This window comes from Flavobacterium sp., assembly GCF_965657075.1.
Lineage (GTDB): Bacteria > Bacteroidota > Bacteroidia > Flavobacteriales > Flavobacteriaceae > Flavobacterium.
On record NZ_CBFHMV010000001.1, the window covers coordinates 181,942 to 200,634 of the forward strand.

Sequence of the window (18,693 nt, forward strand, 5' to 3'; positions counted from 1 at the left end):
CTATACATTGCAAGTTTTTTGCAAAAAATGTGTTTTTCTATAGCATAAAAAGAGCTTCTTAGGTCGCTTTTTTATACTAATAAAAACTACATTTTTTCACAAAAAAGCTTTCCATTGCTATCTGGGCTAAAAAAAATGGACAGAATATTCAACATAAAACATCTTTCATTACGAGTAAGAATATTTCTTTCTATGATATTCTTAACTCTAATTGCGTCATTTTTAATTGCAGCAGTTTCCATTTATCAATTTAAAAAAGAAGCAAAAGAATACCATCAAGACAGGTTAGAACGAAAGGAAAATGCCATTCAAGAACATATTGATTATGTTTTACAAAACACCACTTATCCTTTAACAACCAAAAATATTCCTCTAATCTTTAAAGAGAAAATCTATGAAATCTCAGATGTTCATAGTATGGAACTTAATTTTTATGATTTAAACGGTAAGTTGCTATTGTCTTCAAAAGCCTCTTTTAAGCAAGACAAAGAAAAACCTACAATAAAATCCACAACATTAAAAATTTTGCAATCAACTTTGGAGAAAAGATATGTTGATTTTCAAACCATTGATACTATAAAACTCAGAAAATCTTACAGTTATATAAAAGATAATAAGTTCAAACCATTAGCTATTTTAAATTTACCTTATGAAGAAGATACTGATTTTTATGAAAGTGAATTAAGAAATTTTTTGATACGTTTCGGACAAGTCTATTTTTTTATGTTTCTATTTGCTATCATATTATCTTATTTTTTATCCAGTTACATTACCAAATCTTTAAAACTAATTAGCGATAAAATTGAAGAAACAAATCTGAATCAAGTCAATAAAAAAATTGTTTTGGAAGAAGGCAGCCAAGAAATAAATTTACTAGTTCAAGCCTACAACAGCATGGTTGATAAATTGGAAGAAAGTGCTACAAAATTAGCACAAAGCGAAAGAGAACAAGCATGGCGTGAAATGGCAAAACAAGTCGCACACGAAATCAAAAATCCGTTAACACCAATGCGATTAACAGTTCAAAGTTTTCAAATGCGATTTAATGAAAACGACCCTGATATCAAGAAAAAACTCAACGATTATTCTAAAACATTAATTCAACAAATTGACACCATGTCATCAGTTGCGAGTGCTTTTTCTAATTTCGCATCTATGCCAGCACAACAAAATGAAACGCTAAATGTGGTCAAAATAGTGGAACTTTCATTAGATATTTTTAATGAAGATTATATCCATTTTTCAAGTTCAGAAGAACAAATAATAGCTCGTTTAGACCGAACACAACTAATCAGAGTAATTACCAATTTAGTAAAAAATGCCATTCAATCCATGTCAGAATCATTAGAAAACAAACAAGTAGATGTTGTTGTTTATAAAAAAAATGACAACGTAATAATAAAAGTTAAAGACAATGGAAAAGGTATTTCAGAAGAAAATAAAGCTCGAATATTTGAACCAAAATTCACAACAAAGTCAAGCGGAATGGGATTAGGTTTGGCAATTATTAAAAACATCATTGAAAATTATAACGGAACTATTACCTTTGAAAGTGAAGAAAATGTGGGAACGGAATTCTTTGTTTCTTTCCCAATAACACAATAATATCAATTACCTTTGGCTTAAGCAAACGTTTAAAAACAAAAAATATGGAAAACATTTTAATAGAAAAACAAGACAATATTGCTGTTGTAACCATCAATAGACCAGAAAAATTAAATGCTTTAAACAAGGCTACAATTCAAGAATTACATGATGGTTTTAAAGCGTTAAATGAAGATAAAGAAGTTAAAGTAATCATCGTAACAGGAAGTGGAGAAAAAGCATTTGTAGCTGGAGCAGATATTTCAGAGTTTGCTAATTTTTCAGTTGAAAATGGTGGGTTATTAGCAGCAAAAGGTCAAGAATTATTGTTTGACTTTGTTGAAAATCTTTCCACACCAGTAATTGCAGCTGTCAACGGTTTTGCACTTGGAGGTGGATTAGAATTAGCAATGGCTTGTCATTTTAGAGTAGCGTCTGATAATGCAAAAATGGGATTACCAGAAGTTACTTTAGGAGTAATTCCGGGTTATGGTGGAACACAACGTTTGCCACAACTAGTGGGTAAAGGAAGAGCTATGGAAATGATTATGTCAGCTGCTATGATTGATGCAGAAACTGCAAAAAATTACGGTCTAGTAAATCATGTTGTACCGCAAGTAGAGCTGTTAGAATTCACCAAAGGAATTGCCACAAAAATTACTAGAAATTCATCTGTTGCCATTGCAAAAGCTATAGAGGCAGTAAACACTAATTACGAAGATGGTGTTAATGGATATGAAACAGAAATCAAAAATTTTGGAGCTTGTTTTGGAACGGAAGATTTTAAAGAAGGAACAACAGCATTCTTAGAAAAGAGAAAAGCTGTTTTTCCTGGCAAATAATTGAAAATAAATCAGTGTTCGGTTGCTGAATACTTCTAACTGAACACTGAATCTTAAATATCTCCATCCCATTCAGCATAAAATTGCGACAAGAATTTTTCCATAAAAACATGTCTTTCTTGTGCTATTTTTTTACCAGAATCGGTGTTCATTTTGTCTTTCAAAAGCAATAGTTTTTCGTAAAAATGATTTAAAGTTGGCGCTTCACTATTTTTATATTCTTCTTTACTCATGTTGAGGTTTGGAGCAATATTTGGAACATAAATAGGTCTGTTTTTAAAACCACCGTAATTAAATGTACGAGCAATTCCAATAGCACCCAACGCATCTAATCTATCCGCATCTTGTACAATATCTAATTCTTTAGAACTGAATTTTTTGTCAAAATTTCCACCTTTGAAAGATATATTTTCAATAATTCTTAAAATATGTGCAATAGTTGTTTCATTAACATTCTCTTCTTCAAGAAATGTACGAGCTATTTTTGGACCAACTGTTTCATCACCATCATGAAATTTACTATCAGCAATATCATGTAGTAAAGCACTTAACTTCACGATTTCTAAATCACAAGTTTCATGTTCAGCAATCAATAGTGCATTTTTGTAAACTCGTTCAATATGAAACCAATCATGGCCACCTTCTGCATTTTGAAGTTGTTCTTTTACAAATAAGATGGTTTTATCGATAATTGACATTAGTGTAATTTAAAAAAAATCCCAAAATTCTAAATTTATTTCAGAATTTAGAATTTGGAATTTTTACAATTTGATTTTAATATTTTTATTTTATCAAAGCCGGTTGAACCCATTTGAAAATGTGACTTTCTTGAGGAATAACTAGTCTTTCAGAAATTCTAGCCATACGAGCAGGTAATTTCATTAAAAAATCTCTTGCTTTTTCTGCTTCATCAGTAAGTCCAGTGATTTTATCAATTTCCCATTTGTCAATTAATTTTTGCATAATATCCACATAATCGTTTGCTGTATAAACGCCAATACGTTGAGCTGAATCTGAAAATTGTTCAAAAGCTGAACTGATTTTTTGTCCACTTTCTCTTAAAAAATGAGCTGGCATTGTAATTTTATGCTTCATCATGTGTTGGAAAGCCAACATCATTTCACTTGGATCAACTTTGAAAATTTGAGTAACAAATTCACTATAAGCATGATGATGACGCATTTCGTCACCAGCAATTAACTTACACATTTTTGACAATTTTTTGTCTCCATATTTTTTAGCAATTTGTGCTACACGATTATGAGAAACATAAGTGGCTAATTCCTGAAAACTGGTGTAAACAAAGTTTTTATAAGGATCAGTTCCAGTTCCAATGTCAAAACCATCATTGATTAGATGTTGTGTAGTCATTTCAATTTCTCGCATATTTACTCTTCCTGAAAGATATAAATATTTGTTTAATACATCACCATGACGATTTTCTTCACCAGTCCATTGGCGAATCCATTGGCTCCAGCCATTTCTACCTTCATTGTCAATGCCTTCAACTTCCATCAACCAAGATTCATAAGTTGGTAAAGCTTCTTCTGTAATGGTATCACCAACTAAGGTTACCCAAAAGTCATAAGGCAAATCTTTTGCAATTTCTCGTAATTCTCTAACTTCTTCGTAAAAATTTTCATTTTGTGAATCGGGTAATAAATCAGAAGGTTGCCAAATTTTTTCAACAGGAATTAAGTATTCATCAACAAAGCTATCAATCTTTTTTTCCAAAAATTGCATCACTTCTAATCTAACATTTTTAATAGACATAAATTTATATTTTAATAGCGTTAACTATTGTTTTTTCTGTTTTTTCAAATAGTTCTTCAAAAGGATAATCAGATATTTTTAAAGGATCATGAATCTGAAAATGAAGTTTGTTTCCTAAACCTAACGGAAATTGCCCAAATTTAGTCATTTTCCATGAATTATTTATAGTAATAGGAACAAAGTAAGCGTCTGGAGCAAATTTATATAACATTTTTAATCCGTTGATGGAAAAAGGTTTAGGAGTTCCTGTTTTGCTTCGGGTTCCTTCTGGAAAAATCACTACAGAATAATTATTTTTATTGATAAATGCACCACATTTTTTAATTTCACTTAAGGCTTGCTTAGGATCTTTTCTATCAATTAAAGCAGAACCGCCATTTCTTAAATTATAGGATACACTCGGAATTCCTTTTCCCAATTCTTTTTTACTTATAAATTTGGGATGCCAAGCTCTCATAAACCAAATAATTGCAGGAATATCGTATAAACTTTGATGATTTGCTACGATAATAAAAGGTACATTTTTAGGTAGTTTTTCCCTTCCATTAAAGGAATAAGTAGTTCCTAAAAGATGCGTATTTCTAACCAAAAACCAGTTTAAAACATAAACACTAATTCTGTGTGCATTGTAACCAAATACATTATAACATACCCATTGAATCGGATGAAAAAAGACTAACCAAAATAGGAATAGAGTATAATAAATTACCGATAAAGGATATGAAAGTAATTTTTCCATAAACAAAAATAATTTTCACAAATGTACTATTATAAATAAAAAAACCATCACAAATTAGACGGTTTTAGTATGCTTGCATAACAGATGTGATTTAATCTAAAATGGTACAAACTCCATTGTCACAACCAACAGTATTTGGTGGCCCTACAACCATGCAATCCGAAACTGCTCCAGTTTGTGTGTTAAAGGCAGAATCCATTTCATGGTATTCATTTACTAATGTTTCTAAAGTTGTCTGATTCACGGTGTTTGGATAAACCAAATACTCTCTTGGACCACCACAAGGCTTTGCTCCAAAAGCTATGGAATTACAAGAAGAAGCATCGGCACAAGAAAATGTAGAAATATAATTTAAAATTTCTTGTTTTTTTATGTTTAATTGTTCCTGAGTTATGTTGTTGTAATTAATATTATCTTCTTCACATTGCATACTTTGAAGAACAAAAGCCAGTAAAATGATTTTTATGGTAAATTTCATATCAGTTTAATTTGTTTATTGTGATTTCATATTTCCATTTTCATAGATGCTATTTTCCTCAAAAAGTTGCGTAAAAATAAAAAATCCCTAACTAATTAATTTAGATAGGGATTGATTTTTTAAAGCCTATCAATTAGCAATATTCGTTGTAAGCGTCTTGTAAGTTTTCAGCAATTAATTCCGCTGGACGACCTTCAATGTGATGACGTTCTAACATGTGCACTAATTCGCCATTTTTGAATAAAGCCATACTTGGTGAAGATGGTGGAAATGGGAACATTTGTTCTCTAGCTGCATCAACAGCCTCTTTATCAACACCTGCAAATACTGTGACTAATTTTGCAGGTTTTTTTTCACCTGCTAAACTCATTTTAGCACCTGGACGAGCATTTCTTGCTGCACAACCACAAACTGAATTTACTACCACTAAAGTAGTCCCTTCTGATTGAATGGCGTTTTTCACTTCGTCTGCACTATATAAATCTTGAAAACCTGCGTCGTTTAATTCAGCACGCATCGGTTTAACCATTTCTTCTGGATACATAATTATTAATTTAGATTTTCGGATATTCTGATTTTAGATTTTCCGATTATTTATTCAAGTGCAAAGATACAATGATTTTTAAAGAATTATTTTAAAGAAACTATAAAATTTTATTATGGTTACATAGAAAATAATCTACCAATCAAAGCTTTAATAAATGGAATTTTTGGACATTTTAGAATAACTTTTAAATCTTCCAACCATGCAGTTTCTTCGTCCAAAAATTTTAGAATTATACCCGAATTTCCATTTTTGAATAAATTGGAAAATAGTTTTGAACCCAAAGCATTATTTTGATATAAAACATCTATAAAAAGTAAATCATAAAACCAAAATTTATCTTTTTTATGAAATTTAGTAAAATCTGAATTTGTTGCTAAAAAGGTAACGAGTTGTTTAGATTTCTTCGTAACATTTTTAAATGTAAAACCGGTACTTGCTTTAGTCCATCCACCAGCTGACCCGATATGGATGATGTTTTTTGAATTATTTTTCCAAAAAAGAAAACATGTCATTGGAATATTACCTTGTTCTTTTTCTACAATTTCGTATTCGGTTATGCCTAAATTTTTGATGTACAGTACAATTTCGGTTTCATACTCTTCTTTGGAAAGCAAATCTTTGGAAAACAAAGTATATTCCAATAAAGCTTCATCTTTAGATGTTGGTAATACATACATGAACCTTGTATTGCCTTTTTGCCTCACTGAAAAATCCATAAAAGTGGCTGAATTTTCATCAAAAACAGGCTCTTTACTTTTTATAAACCAACCAATAAAATGCTGTTGCAATAAAGGATATTTTTTTTGGGAAGTAATTACATTTGGATTAAAGATGGAATTAAAAACTTTGTTGCAAGTAAAACTATTTTGTTCTGTTTTTACCAAACAATGATTGCCTAAATCTGAAAAATCAATTACTTTATCTTGTAAAAAATGTATGTTTTTGTTTTTTGAAATTTTCTTAAAAATAAACTCATAAAAATCTGAACCTTGAATCATTTTATAGTGATAAGGCTCAATGTTTAATTGCTTTCTGAAATTTTCATTGGCAAAAAGAGTGTTTTCCCATTCTTTAGAAATTATTTCTTCAAACCTATTGGAATCATCCCAAAAGCACCAAGTTCTATCATTTGATTTTTTAGCGTCAACATCAAGCAATAAAATAGATTTATCTTTCATTGTGTTGCTAACAATCATTTCGTACACTGTCATTAAGGCTGATAAACCTGAACCTGTAAAAATGTAGTTGTAGTGCTTCATTTGTCAAAGATAGAGAATTTTGATCGTGAAATATATCAATCTATTCTAAATCTCAATCCTAAAAAACCTCTTATTCCTTGATTAGGAGCAAACACATAACTAGTATCAAAAGTTAAAGCATAAGGATTATTTGGTGTAGCTAATGCGTTTCCATTGGTGTCAAAAACAACTTCTTTATCGAAAGGATCGTTTGCTCTTGCAATTAAAAAAGGGTTGTTTTTATTGGGTGTCCAATTTAATAGATTCTTTATTCCTCCATAAATCTCTAATCGGTTTATCTTTTTATAAGTAAATTGTATGTTTTGAATGCTCCAAAAAGGAGAATATTCTCTTCTTGGATCTAAATCGCCTAATAAGGGTAATCGCATTGGTCCGTATAAATTTCCAGTATAATCTATGGATAAATACCATTTAGGAAAGTCATAAGTGATTCCCCAAGTAGCGCTAAATTTTTCTGTTAAAATAGGTGAGCTAACAATTCCATCTCTTTTGTTTTTTGATTCTAAAGCTGTAATTCCAGCCATGGTTTTTAATCCGAAAGGAAAAATAAACTCAGCGTTTGCTGTTATTCCATAGGTTTTGGAATAGCCATTTAAATTTGCATAAATAATTTGATTGGGATTTGTATCATAATCCGGTAAAATTTGATTGTCAAAATGGGTGAACCAGCTAGAGAATTCTAAAACGGAATGCACACTATTTGCCATTTCAAATTTTCTTAAGTAATTAATGTTGATGTTGTATGATTTTTCTGGATTGAGATTTTCTGTAATTATAACATCTCTTGAGCCTGTTAGCGCTGCGTGTTCTTCGGTAAATAAATTCACAATTCTGAAACCAGTTCCTGCATTGATTCTGAAAATATCATTTGAAGTAGGTTTGTATTTATAAGCAATTCTAGGTGTAAAAATAGAACCATGAATAGAATTGTAATCGTATCTTGAGCCAAGTAATAGACTTTTTTTTTCATTAAACGAAATTTCATCTTGGACAAAAAGGCTCACTATTTTGCTTTTATCTGGTTGAAGGGTTGCGGTTGTATTGTCGTTGTAAAATTGATATCTGTACGCTGTTCCTAGCAGGAAATCATGATTTTTTATTTTTTTATCCCAAGTCATTTGGGCAAAAGCTATTTCTTGTTTGGCTAAAAAAAACATATCACCATAAACTGAATTTTGGTTGTGGTTGGTGTATGAAAAAGTGGTTGTTACGTTTTCTGTAAAAGGAAATTCATATTTACCAAGTAGTTCGTATCTGTTGGTATAAATGCTTTCGCCATAAACTTCTGTTCCTCCTCTAAAAGATTTATTCCATTGCATTTCTCCACCCCAACGGTCTTCATAAAAAAGTCTTCCAGCAAAACTTAATTCTTTTCTGCTTTTCCTATCAATACTAAATTTGTTAAAAACTGAAATTCTATCTTGAAGCGTTACATCTGTGAAATTGTCATGGTTATTGTCAATAGGGTTGTTGTAATTGAAATAATTTATTCCTAAAAGGGAATTTGTTTTTTTTCCTATTCTATATTTTGCACCAATGTCAATATTAGTTTCTAACCATGAAGTACTGAATATATCAGCATAAAATAAAGGTGCTGTTTCAGGTTTTTTTGTAATAATATTTATTAAGCCACCAACAGCTTCACTGCCATATAAGGAAGAAGCTGGTCCTTTTACAATTTCTACTCTTTCGATTAAAGAATTAGGAATTCCTGATAATCCATAAACGGTCGATAGTCCACTTACAATAGGCATTCCATCTATAGTAACCATAGTGTATGGCCCTTCTAAACCATTGATATGAATGTCTCCAGTGTTGCAAATGTTGCAATTTAACTGTGGACGAACACCATTTACATTTTGTAAAGCTTCAAAGATATTTGCTGTTGGATTTTTTTTAAAAAAGGTAGCCGTATAAACTTCAACAGGAACTGGAGTTTCTAATCTAGAAACAGGTTTTAATGTTCCAGTTAGTACAATTTCATCTAAAGTGTTTGATTCAGATAATGTACAGTTTAAAGTATATTCTGCTTGATTTTCAAGGGATATTTTTTTACTACTAGTTTTAAAACCAGTATATGAAAACTGAATAGTATAATTTCCCAAAGGAATATTTTCAAAACTGTAATAGCCGTTTTCATCTGCCGCAATACCTTTTTTAAGTTCTACAATTTGAACAGTTGCATAAGGTAAACTTTCATTTTCAGAAGAAACAATTCCTTTAACACTAGTTTGAGCATTTAACGATATGGTACAAAGTATGAATACAAAAATAATTTTCATTAAAAGTTAAAATAAATTTTAGACAAAACTAAAAATATAATTTACCAATGCAAAATAATATTTTATATATTTGCTTAAAATAATAGTTAATGACTACTTCAGAAGAAAATTATTTAAAGGTAATTTATCATTTATCTGTTGTTTCTCCGAAAGGAGTAAATACCAATGCTATTGCAGGAATGCTTGAAACCAAAGCCTCTTCTGTGACAGATATGTTGAAAAAATTATCCGAGAAAGATTTAGTAAAGTATAAAAAATACCAAGGAGCTTCTTTAACAGATAAAGGAACTTTGACTGCCAAAATGATTGTTAGAAAACATCGTTTATGGGAAGTTTTTTTGGTAGACAAATTAAATTTTTCATGGGATGAGGTACATGAAATAGCAGAAGAATTAGAACACATTCAATCAGCTAAATTAATCAATAAGCTAGATGCTTTTTTAGATTTTCCTGAGTTTGATCCACATGGTGATCCTATTCCTAATGAAAATGGAGAAATTAAGAAAGTTCAAAAACAACTATTAATAGATGCAAAAGTCAATGTTTCCTATAAATGTGTTGGAGTTAAAGATTCTTCAACAGAATTTTTACAATATTTAGATAAACAAAAAATTGCCTTAGGTTCTACTTTTAAGATTATTGAGAAAGACACTTTTGACGATATTCTTCATGTTGAAATCAACGGCAAAAAGATTACCATTTCGAATAAAATAGCTACTAATTTATACGTACACTAATTATGTTTCAAGATGTATTAACCTATTTCGAAAGCATAGATCCTATTTTAGCGGCTCTTTATGCTACACTTTTTACTTGGTTTTTAACCGCTTTAGGAGCTTCATTTGTGTTCTTTTTTAAAGGAATGAACCGAACATTTTTTGATGGAATGCTTGGTTTTACGGGTGGAGTTATGGTTGCTGCCAGTTTCTGGAGTTTATTGGCACCATCTATAGAAATGAGTGAAGGAGATGGATTTGTAAAAGTAATTCCAGCTGCGGTTGGTTTTGCCTTAGGAGCACTTTTTATTTTTGGGTTGGATAAAATTTTGCCTCACGTTCACATTAATTTTAAAGAAACTGAAGGTATTAAATCCCCTTGGCAGAAAACAACTTTATTGGTTTTAGCCATAACATTACATAATATCCCAGAAGGATTAGCGGTTGGTGTTTTGTTTGGTGGTGTGGCTGCTGGAATTCCAGAAGCTTCTATTGCTGGAGCAGTTACTTTAGCCATCGGAATTGGAATTCAAAATTTCCCTGAAGGAATTGCAGTTTCTATGCCTTTGAGAAGAATGGGAATGAGCAGAAGGAAAAGTTTTATGTATGGACAATCTTCTGCATTGGTTGAACCTATTGCTGGGGTTTTAGGTGCCGTTGCAGTTACCTTTTTTACACCTTTATTACCTTATGCTTTAGCTTTTGCAGCGGGCGCTATGATATTTGTAGTTGTGGAAGAAGTAATTCCAGAAACGCAACAAGCCAATAACACCGATATTGCTACTTTAGGTTTTATAGGTGGATTTATTGTAATGATGACTTTAGATGTGGCTTTGGGGTAAAGTATACTTCTATATTTAAAAACAAAAAGGCCTAAGAGTATATTTCTTAGACCTTTTTGTTTTTAAATTTTTACTCCAATTGAAATATAAAATGTTCGTCCTTCTCCAGGCAAAATTCCTGGTCCTGGATAGCCACTAGCTCTTCTGGTAGCATAATTTTCGTTTGTTATGTTGTTAATTCCGGTACGAATGTTATATTTTTTTAAGAATTTATATTCAGAAGAAAAATCTAATAGGTTATAACCTTCAAGCAAACCCGTTGTTCCATTTGCAGAAGGAGTTCTTGTATTATTTGCATCAGTAAATATTAAACCCGACATTTTATATTGTAAAGTTGTTGAAATATGATTATTACTCCATGAAATTCCAAAATTATGAATATACCTTGGCGCATTCTCCACCCGATTTCCGTCAAGATTACTTTCTGTAACTTGAATGTTTGGTGCAGAACCAGAAGTAGTGAAAGTTTTAAAATCAGTATAACGAGAATCTATAAAACTCATTGTAGCAAAAATATCTAAGTTTCCATAAGGTTTATCGATGCCAAATAAACCAGTTGCATTTAAGTTTATAAATGATTCAATTCCTTTGTTAATTGTTTCTCCTAAATTAGTTCTGAAAAGAAAAGTACCTTGTGTTGGGTCGTTGTTAATAAATTGTCTAACACCACCAATTCTATTATTGTAGCTTAAATAAAATAAACTTACATCAAAATTTAAAATATTTTTAAATGTTCCTCTGTAACCAAAATCAGCATTAAAACCATCTGCGTCTTTTAGATTTGGATCTATTATATCTGTAACCGCTGGAGGAGTTAAGTCAGAAAACAATACGGGTCTATAGGCTTGCGTTACATTAGCATATAAATTTGTTGCTCTGAACTTATACTCTAAACCAATTCCAAACAGCGGTTTTGATCTGGATAGTTCTCTATTTTCTAATACAACAGGAGATGAATTTTGTACTCCAAATTGACCTTTTGCTGTTGAATTTATTTGTTCAAAACGGACACCAGGTGTGACACTAAAATGATCCGTTACTTTTACTTGATTTTCTGCAAAAAAAGCAAAGTTTTGAGTTGTAAAATTTAAAGCTCTTGCAAATTCTTCAAAAACGGTTAAATCAAAATCAGAGCCAGTAGTTCCTTTTCCTTGTTGAAGTCTTACAGTATTTGCCTTATAATATCTAATTCCAAAAGCTAAATTATTAGCTGTTTTTCCTAACTTGTATTGGTAGATGCTTCTTGTTTCTAAACCATAATTTTCATATTTATCTCTATCGACCCTTCTGTTTTCGTATTGATTTGTGGTAGGATTTATAGCATCTTCATTATTAGGAGTTGCTGTAAAACCAACACTATTTCGTTCTGCCAATAATCCAAATAACTTGGTGTTAAAACTCCAATTATTTCTAAATTTAGTGTCAAAATTTACTGAAAATACATTCCAAGGAGTCCCAAACCAATTTCTTTCTCTTAACGATTGTCTAGAATTTTCTGCAAATTGTTCATCGGTTAGTCCACCAGCTTGTTGCATTTCATAGTCCATATTAGTATATTCTGCCGAAATTTTGGTTTTTTCGGTAAAACGATACTCTATAAAAGCATGGGTATTTCTTACAGAATAGTTGCTATTTTCTCTCCAACCGTCACCACTTCTTGAATGATTGTATAAGTAATATGAGAATTTATTATAATTTCCACCAATAGCATTATAAGAGCTCATAAGTCCATAACTTCCTACTGTATTTTGTGTCTCAAAAGAGAACTTTTTCTTTGTTTCACGTTTTAAAACGTAATTTAACATTCCACCAAATTGTGGGCCAAATTGTAATGACGAACCTCCACGAACTAATTCTATTGTTTCAACAGCTTCTAATGGTGGATTGTAGTAAGCTTCAGGATATCCAAAAACATCTGAAGAAATATCATAACCATTTTGTCTGGTGTTTAATTCCCAACTTCTGTTTGGACTCAAACCTCTAACTCCAACATTAATTTGAATTCCAGATCCTTCATTTTCCCATACGGTTACTCCGGGAACTCTTGAAAAAATTTCCCTTGCATTGTTTGTGGTAAAATTCCCGTTGATATTTGATAATTTTAGCACTTCATTTTTTTTCCCAGAATATAAAACATTGTCCTTTTTTTCGGGCATACGCTCAGGACTTTGCTGTTTTGCGGTTAGAATTATTGTATTTAAAACTTTAATACTATCATTCAATTCCAAATCATTTTCTTGACTGTAACTAGCAAAGAATAAAAAAAATGGGATAATTTTTAAAAAAGACTTCATTTTTATTTAGATTAATTCTACATTGTAAAGATATGTCCTTGTTTTTATTTAGACAAATTACAAATAGTTAAAATATAAATAAAATTTGGAAGCTATTGAAAATCAATAATTAGCAAATAAAGTTTAACATTTGTTCAAATTTAAATGAGCTTCATACTGATGAAAAAAAATCAAGTTTATCATGTAATCGCTACTAATGACAAGCACAATCATCACCACAAGATTTTGATTTTTTGGCAGATTTTTTCCAGAAGAATTTTTTAAGTAAAAATCCTACTGCTATAAAAAGGGCTATGTAAACTAATATTTCTTGCATTATTTTAAGAATTGATAAGCAATTAATGACACAACATAAGCAAATCCACTCATAACTATTAGTTGAACAACAGGCCATTTCCAAGAATTGGTTTCTTTTTTCACTATGGCTAACGTACTAATACATTGCATTGCAAATGCGTAAAATAATAATAAAGAAATTCCGGTAGCAAAATTAAAAACTTTTTCACCTGTTATTGGATTTATTTCAGCTTGCATTCTGTTTTTGATGGTTTTTTCCATATCATCATCGCTTCCTCCAACGCTGTAAATGGTTGCTAATGTACCTACAAAAACTTCACGAGCAGCAAACGAACTCACCACAGCAATTCCTATTTTCCAATCATAACCCAATGGTTTAATGGCTGGTTCAATTGCTTTTCCGATAATTCCAATGTAAGAATGTTCTAATTTATAAGTGTTAATTTTTGTTTCAATTTCATATGAAGTGAACTCCGAATCACTAACTGTTACTTCTTTAGTAATGATTTCTTCTGCATTATCAAATTCTTTTGTTGGACCATGTGAACCTAAAAACCAAAGAATAACTGATAAGGCTAAAATGATTTTTCCAGCTCCAAAAACGAAGGCTTTTGTTTTTTCTAAAACATTGATTCCAACATTTTTAAACATCGGAATTTTATAGCTTGGCATTTCTACCACAAAATAGGTTTTGCAACTTAATTTTAAAAATTTATCTAACAACCAAGAAGAAAAAATAGCCATAAAGAAACCAATTAAATACAGTAACATTAAGGCTAAACCTTGTAAACTAAGGAAACCTAAAACTTTTTCTTCAGGAATTATTAATGAAATTATAATCGCATATACAGGTAACCTTGCGGAACAAGTTGTAAAAGGTGTTACTAAAATTGTAATTAAACGTTCTTTCCAATTTTCAATATTTCTGGCACTCATTATGGCAGGAATGGCACAAGCTGTTCCCGAAATTAGTGGCACAATGCTTTTTCCTGATAAACCGTAACGTCGCATGATTTTATCCATCAAAAAAACAACACGGCTCATATAGCCACTTTCTTCTAGAACGGAAATGAATAAAAATAAGAAAGCAATTTGTGGTATAAAAATTACAATTCCTCCAATTCCTGGAATAATTCCTTCACTAATTAAATTGGTAAATTCCCCAGCAGGCAAATGTGTTTTTGAATAACTAGCTAAATTCGCAAAGGTTTCATCAATAAAATCCATTGGTATTGTAGACCATTCAAAAATAGATTGAAAAATAGCGAATAGTATGAAGAAGAATATCACATAGCCAAAAACTTTGTGTGTCAAAACTCTGTCTAATTTTGCTTGAATATCTGTGGCTTTTGATTGATCTACTTTTTGACCAATTTTTAAAGTGTCGTTTATAAATTGATACCTTTTTATGGTTTCTTTTTGCTGCAAACGTTTTAAATCGGAATGCGATTTTGTGAACGAACTTTTAATTTCATTTCGTTCTAAATTTAAGAAATTGACATCTTGAGTAATCACCAACCAAAGTTTGTATAACAATTGATTGGGAAATGTTTTTCTTAATTTATCAAAATATTCAGGATCAATAGAAGACGCATTTAAGCAAGGTTCAACTGAAATTTCTTCGTAGTTAAGTAATAAATTTTTTAACATGTCAATTCCAGTTTTTTTTCTAGAACTAACTAAAGCAATTTTTGTTTTTAATTCTTGTTCCAAATAAGGAATATCTAATTCAATTCCTTTCAATTTCATTCGGTCACTCATATTGATGACTAAAATGGTCGGAATTTCTAAGTCCTTAATTTGAGTAAAAAGAAGTAAATTTCGTTTCAAATTTTCTACATCTGAAACTACAACAGCTACATCTGGAAAATCTTCGTCTTTCTTATTTAAAAGTAATTCGATAACTACATTTTCATCAATTGAACTTGCATTTAAACTGTAAGTTCCTGGTAAATCAATTATTTTAGCTCTAACATCATTGGACAATTTAGCAAAACCTTGTTTTTTTTCTACGGTAATTCCAGGATAGTTTCCTACTTGTTGATTTAAACCCGTAAGTTGATTAAAAACAGATGTTTTTCCAACGTTTGGATTTCCTATTAAAGCAACTTTTATGTTTTTTTGAGCCATATTAATTTTGCCCTTTTATGATGCTAATTTCTTGTGCTGTTTCCAATCGAATGGCTACATGAGAATCATTAATACAATAATATAATGGATCTCCAAGAGGTGCAATTTGAATTAATTCAATACTATTACCAGGCAAGCAACCCATTTCAAGTAACTTTAACGGAATTACGTCAATATTTACCTCTAAAATTGTTGCAATTTCTCCTTTTTTAAGTTGTGTTAAATTAATTTCCACGCTTATTTAGATTGAATTAAAATACAAAAGTATAAATTAATTACTGATTTTTACTGATAAAAGTCATCTTTTAAGATATGTTTATTATTTTTTGGAATTAAAAAAGTGTTAAAGTATGAATAACCTGATTCTTATCAGTTTTTTATACTGATTTGTAATGTAATTTTGTACTATTAATTAAATGCAAAATGAAAAAAGCACTTATTATATTAAGCACATTAACTTTTTTAAGTTGTGGTGAAAACAAAGAGAAAGAAAATTTTGAAACTTCAAAAGGAAATGCAACACCAGAAAGTATTGAAAAATCATTATTGAGTGAAGGCAAAGCTATTTTTGAAGGAAAAGGAACATGTACTTCATGTCATCAACCCAATAGAAAAGTAATTGGTCCAAGTTTAACTGTTATTTCAAAAATTTATAAAGAAAATAACGCAAATATGGTTTCCTTTTTAAAAGGTAAAGGTGAAGCAATTGTTGATCCAAGTCAGTACGAAATTATGAAAACTAATTTTGCCATCACAAAAAACATGAGTGACGAAGAATTAAAAGCTTTAGAGGCTTACATTTTAAGTTATTAAAATTGAATTATTCTAAAACAAATTTAAAACCAACTCTGGGAATATTTTCAATTCGTACTGCATTTTCATCTTTTATTATTTTTCTTAGCCTTGAGATAAATACATCTAAACTTCTGCCCATAAAATAATCGTCTGTTCCCCAAAGAGCAGTTAAAATTTTTTCTCGTTTAAGAACGGTGTTAGGATTTTCTATAAACAATTGCAATAATGCCGATTCTCTTTCGGTTAAAGTTATGTTTTTATCTTTGCTTTTTAACTGATAATTTCCAGGTTCAAACTCAAATGAACCAAAAGCGTAAGTTTTTACGGTTTTGTCACTAGTTTTTTGACTTCGGTTTAAAAAGATTTCGATTTTCAGAATTAATTCTTCAATAGAATAAGGCTTTATTAAATAATCATCAGCACCTAATTTCAATCCTTTAATTCGATCTTCTTTCATGGTTTTTGCCGACAGAAAAATAATAGGGATTTCGGTGTTTCTTTTTCGAATTTCTGAAGCAATTTCAAATCCATCCATATCTGGCAACATGATATCTAAAACACACAAATCAAAGGTTTGATTGCAAAAAGATTCAAAACCTTCTTTTCCATTAGCACAATGAACCACTTCAAAATGTTGTTCAAGATTATCGGCTGTTAAAAAAGCTAAAGTTTCGTCATCTTCAACATATAAAATTTTTTTCTTAGTGTTCATGAACGTCTGCATTTGGGATTATTATGTTTACTGTAATTCCTTTAAGATCATTATTTTTCAAATTAATTTTCCATTTATGCAATTCACAAATGCGTTTTACATAGGAAAGACCAATTCCAAAACCTTCAATATCTTTGCTGTCTTCTCTTTTTACACGATAAAATTTATCAAAAACAAAAGGTAAATCTTCGTTAGGAATTCCTTTGCCATTATCAGAAAATGAGAGCACAATGTCTTTTGGATTTTTAGTAGTGTTGAGTTTAATTTTTATATCAGATTCAGCATATTTAATGGCGTTATCAAACAAATTATAAATGATATTGTACAAATGAAATTCATCAGCATTTATTTTTAGATTGTCGTTAATAGCATTGTCCAAAGTAATATTTTTTTGGTATTTAAGTTCTATATTTTCTCTTACTAGTGCAATGATATCATTAACTTTTAGCGTGGATTTATTTAAAAGTATTTGTTTACTATCTGTTTTGGCAACGTATAATATTTTTTCAATATGTTCATTAAGTTTATTACTTTGATTAATGATAATTTGCATGTATTTAGATAACTTCGGATTTTCTAAGATTTCAGATTGTTTGTTGGCATAATTAGAAGCAATTAAAATAGATGCTAAAGGCGTTTTAAACTCGTGCGTCATATTATTAATAAAATCTTTTTGTAAATCGGTATATCTTTTTTGTTGTAACATTAAAAAAACGGAGTAAACATATATGATAAGTACCAAAAATAAAACGATAGTAAAAATCCAATATTGTTGTAAATTACCATAATAATGAGCGTTTATTTTAGGAAATCGAATGGCAAAATAATAGGTCAGATTAGAATCTTTGGTAAAGCAATCTAAACATTTTGATGGATTACTGTTATCCGTTGAAGAAACATAATTTCCATAAACCATTTTATCTGAACTGCAATCATAAATTGCGTATTCATAATCTAAATCTATTTTTAGTTTTCTAAATTCTGTTTTTAAATAATGTTCTAAAATGTTGTTTTCAAGTGCATCATCAATATTTACCAAATAATAATCATCGGTAACTTTATCAACTTGATTGGTATAAGTTAAATTGGTTTTGTTTCCAGAGTAAACCCTTTCCACTACATTTTTTAAAGCAAAGAAAATTTTATTTTCAAGTTCTTTTTTCTCAAACTTATAAACGTTGTTTAATAACAACAATTGCATGATAATTACACCAACAATTGCCAAAAACCCAATAAATATAACACTTTTTAAGCGTGAAAATTTCATAAAGTATACGTGTTCAATTATAATAAGTTGCTATATTAGCAATAAATTAAGCCTAAAAACCACCATTAACAAGTCGTTAACAATCATTTAAAAGTACTTAACATTGTTTATTATTAAAAATTTTAGTTTTGTAAAG

18 protein-coding genes are annotated in these 18,693 nt (G+C 30.1%); 5 read left to right on the plus strand and 13 right to left on the minus strand.

Annotated elements, in window-relative coordinates:
- Positions 1–192: 192 nt before the first annotated feature.
- Together ACTF56_RS00860 and ACTF56_RS00865 are read left to right on the plus strand one after the other, a co-directional pair.
- A complete protein-coding gene (locus tag ACTF56_RS00860; RefSeq protein ID WP_438965148.1) occupies positions 193–1,605 on the plus strand; it encodes a sensor histidine kinase in 1,413 nt (470 codons plus the stop codon).
- A gap of 44 nt (positions 1,606–1,649) precedes the next feature.
- Positions 1,650–2,426 (plus strand): enoyl-CoA hydratase/isomerase family protein, encoded by a 777-nt coding sequence (locus ACTF56_RS00865; protein ID WP_438965012.1) that lies wholly within the window; start codon positions 1,650–1,652, stop codon positions 2,424–2,426.
- Positions 2,427–2,479: 53 nt separating this feature from the next.
- On the opposite strand, the gene ACTF56_RS00870 is transcribed toward ACTF56_RS00865, so the two are convergent.
- The 7 genes from ACTF56_RS00870 to ACTF56_RS00900 form a co-directional block, all read right to left on the minus strand.
- Positions 2,480–3,124, minus strand: coding sequence for an HD domain-containing protein (locus ACTF56_RS00870; RefSeq protein WP_438965013.1), 645 nt, complete (start codon positions 3,122–3,124; stop codon positions 2,480–2,482).
- A gap of 85 nt (positions 3,125–3,209) precedes the next feature.
- Positions 3,210–4,199 (minus strand): acyl-ACP desaturase, encoded by a 990-nt coding sequence (locus ACTF56_RS00875; RefSeq protein WP_438965014.1) that lies wholly within the window; start codon positions 4,197–4,199, stop codon positions 3,210–3,212.
- Between the two features lie 4 nt (positions 4,200–4,203).
- Positions 4,204–4,938 carry a lysophospholipid acyltransferase family protein gene (locus ACTF56_RS00880; protein WP_438965015.1) on the minus strand — a complete coding sequence of 245 codons (735 nt, stop codon included), beginning with the start codon at positions 4,936–4,938 and terminating at the stop codon, positions 4,204–4,206.
- A gap of 91 nt (positions 4,939–5,029) precedes the next feature.
- Positions 5,030–5,416, minus strand: a complete 387-nt coding sequence (locus ACTF56_RS00885) for a hypothetical protein (RefSeq protein WP_438965016.1) — start codon at positions 5,414–5,416, stop codon at positions 5,030–5,032.
- Positions 5,417–5,549: 133 nt separating this feature from the next.
- On the minus strand, positions 5,550–5,960 hold the full coding sequence (locus ACTF56_RS00890; RefSeq protein WP_438965017.1) for a BrxA/BrxB family bacilliredoxin: 411 nt from the start codon (positions 5,958–5,960) through the stop codon (positions 5,550–5,552).
- Positions 5,961–6,079: 119 nt separating this feature from the next.
- Complete coding sequence (locus ACTF56_RS00895) at positions 6,080–7,222, minus strand: lycopene cyclase family protein (RefSeq protein WP_438965018.1); 1,143 nt, start codon at positions 7,220–7,222, stop codon at positions 6,080–6,082.
- Positions 7,223–7,257: 35 nt separating this feature from the next.
- Positions 7,258–9,504, minus strand: coding sequence for a TonB-dependent receptor (locus ACTF56_RS00900; protein WP_438965019.1), 2,247 nt, complete (start codon positions 9,502–9,504; stop codon positions 7,258–7,260).
- Between the two features lie 89 nt (positions 9,505–9,593).
- Here ACTF56_RS00900 and ACTF56_RS00905 point away from each other — a divergent pair, with 89 nt between their 5' ends.
- A complete protein-coding gene (locus tag ACTF56_RS00905; RefSeq protein WP_438965020.1) occupies positions 9,594–10,241 on the plus strand; it encodes a metal-dependent transcriptional regulator in 648 nt (215 codons plus the stop codon).
- A gap of 2 nt (positions 10,242–10,243) precedes the next feature.
- A complete protein-coding gene (locus tag ACTF56_RS00910; RefSeq protein ID WP_438965021.1) occupies positions 10,244–11,062 on the plus strand; it encodes a ZIP family metal transporter in 819 nt (272 codons plus the stop codon).
- A 62-nt stretch (positions 11,063–11,124) separates the two neighbouring features.
- Here ACTF56_RS00910 and ACTF56_RS00915 read toward each other — a convergent pair whose 3' ends face one another.
- The 4 genes from ACTF56_RS00915 to ACTF56_RS00930 all read right to left on the minus strand — a co-directional run bounded on the left by ACTF56_RS00915 (position 11,125) and on the right by ACTF56_RS00930 (position 16,018).
- Positions 11,125–13,356, minus strand: coding sequence for a TonB-dependent receptor family protein (locus tag ACTF56_RS00915; RefSeq protein WP_438965022.1), 2,232 nt, complete (start codon positions 13,354–13,356; stop codon positions 11,125–11,127).
- Positions 13,357–13,549: 193 nt separating this feature from the next.
- Complete coding sequence (locus ACTF56_RS00920) at positions 13,550–13,672, minus strand: FeoB-associated Cys-rich membrane protein (RefSeq protein WP_379737522.1); 123 nt, start codon at positions 13,670–13,672, stop codon at positions 13,550–13,552.
- Positions 13,672–15,783 (minus strand): ferrous iron transport protein B, encoded by a 2,112-nt coding sequence (gene feoB, locus ACTF56_RS00925; protein ID WP_438965023.1) that lies wholly within the window; start codon positions 15,781–15,783, stop codon positions 13,672–13,674. Before feoB ends, ACTF56_RS00920 begins: the two co-directional genes overlap by 1 nt.
- Before the next feature lies 1 nt (position 15,784).
- Positions 15,785–16,018, minus strand: a complete 234-nt coding sequence (locus ACTF56_RS00930; RefSeq protein ID WP_438965024.1) for a FeoA family protein — start codon at positions 16,016–16,018, stop codon at positions 15,785–15,787.
- 188 nt (positions 16,019–16,206) lie between these two features.
- Between ACTF56_RS00930 and ACTF56_RS00935 the strand changes: the two genes are divergently transcribed.
- A complete protein-coding gene (locus ACTF56_RS00935) occupies positions 16,207–16,596 on the plus strand; it encodes a c-type cytochrome (RefSeq protein ID WP_438965025.1) in 390 nt (129 codons plus the stop codon).
- Between the two features lie 7 nt (positions 16,597–16,603).
- Here the strand turns inward: ACTF56_RS00935 and ACTF56_RS00940 are convergent, their stop codons facing one another.
- Both ACTF56_RS00940 and ACTF56_RS00945 read right to left on the minus strand, forming a co-directional pair.
- Positions 16,604–17,290 (minus strand): response regulator transcription factor, encoded by a 687-nt coding sequence (locus ACTF56_RS00940; RefSeq protein WP_438965026.1) that lies wholly within the window; start codon positions 17,288–17,290, stop codon positions 16,604–16,606.
- The gene (locus ACTF56_RS00945) at positions 17,280–18,557 is read right to left on the minus strand and encodes a sensor histidine kinase (protein WP_438965027.1); all 1,278 of its coding nucleotides are present in this window, start codon (positions 18,555–18,557) and stop codon (positions 17,280–17,282) included. Before ACTF56_RS00945 ends, ACTF56_RS00940 begins: the two co-directional genes overlap by 11 nt.
- Between the last annotated feature and the right edge of the window lie 136 nt (positions 18,558–18,693).

Excerpts from the sequence above, each read along its gene's own strand:
- ACTF56_RS00885 (WP_438965016.1), bottom strand. The coding sequence starts at position 5,416 with ATGAAATTTACCATAAAAATCATTTTACTGGCTTTTGTTCTTCAAAGT.
- ACTF56_RS00910 (WP_438965021.1), top strand. The coding sequence starts at position 10,244 with ATGTTTCAAGATGTATTAACCTATTTCGAAAGCATAGATCCTATTTTA.
- ACTF56_RS00920 (WP_379737522.1), bottom strand. The coding sequence starts at position 13,672 with ATGCAAGAAATATTAGTTTACATAGCCCTTTTTATAGCAGTAGGATTT.
- ACTF56_RS00940 (WP_438965026.1), bottom strand. The coding sequence starts at position 17,290 with ATGAACACTAAGAAAAAAATTTTATATGTTGAAGATGACGAAACTTTA.
- ACTF56_RS00870 (WP_438965013.1), bottom strand. The coding sequence starts at position 3,124 with ATGTCAATTATCGATAAAACCATCTTATTTGTAAAAGAACAACTTCAA.
- ACTF56_RS00880 (WP_438965015.1), bottom strand. The coding sequence starts at position 4,938 with ATGGAAAAATTACTTTCATATCCTTTATCGGTAATTTATTATACTCTA.
- ACTF56_RS00915 (WP_438965022.1), bottom strand. The coding sequence starts at position 13,356 with ATGAAGTCTTTTTTAAAAATTATCCCATTTTTTTTATTCTTTGCTAGT.
- ACTF56_RS00890 (WP_438965017.1), bottom strand. The coding sequence starts at position 5,960 with ATGTATCCAGAAGAAATGGTTAAACCGATGCGTGCTGAATTAAACGAC.
- ACTF56_RS00860 (WP_438965148.1), top strand. The coding sequence starts at position 193 with ATGATATTCTTAACTCTAATTGCGTCATTTTTAATTGCAGCAGTTTCC.
- ACTF56_RS00900 (WP_438965019.1), bottom strand. The coding sequence starts at position 9,504 with ATGAAAATTATTTTTGTATTCATACTTTGTACCATATCGTTAAATGCT.
- ACTF56_RS00875 (WP_438965014.1), bottom strand. The coding sequence starts at position 4,199 with ATGTCTATTAAAAATGTTAGATTAGAAGTGATGCAATTTTTGGAAAAA.
- ACTF56_RS00905 (WP_438965020.1), top strand. The coding sequence starts at position 9,594 with ATGACTACTTCAGAAGAAAATTATTTAAAGGTAATTTATCATTTATCT.
- feoB (WP_438965023.1), bottom strand. The coding sequence starts at position 15,783 with ATGGCTCAAAAAAACATAAAAGTTGCTTTAATAGGAAATCCAAACGTT.
- ACTF56_RS00935 (WP_438965025.1), top strand. The coding sequence starts at position 16,207 with ATGAAAAAAGCACTTATTATATTAAGCACATTAACTTTTTTAAGTTGT.
- ACTF56_RS00895 (WP_438965018.1), bottom strand. The coding sequence starts at position 7,222 with ATGAAGCACTACAACTACATTTTTACAGGTTCAGGTTTATCAGCCTTA.
- ACTF56_RS00945 (WP_438965027.1), bottom strand. The coding sequence starts at position 18,557 with ATGAAATTTTCACGCTTAAAAAGTGTTATATTTATTGGGTTTTTGGCA.
- ACTF56_RS00865 (WP_438965012.1), top strand. The coding sequence starts at position 1,650 with ATGGAAAACATTTTAATAGAAAAACAAGACAATATTGCTGTTGTAACC.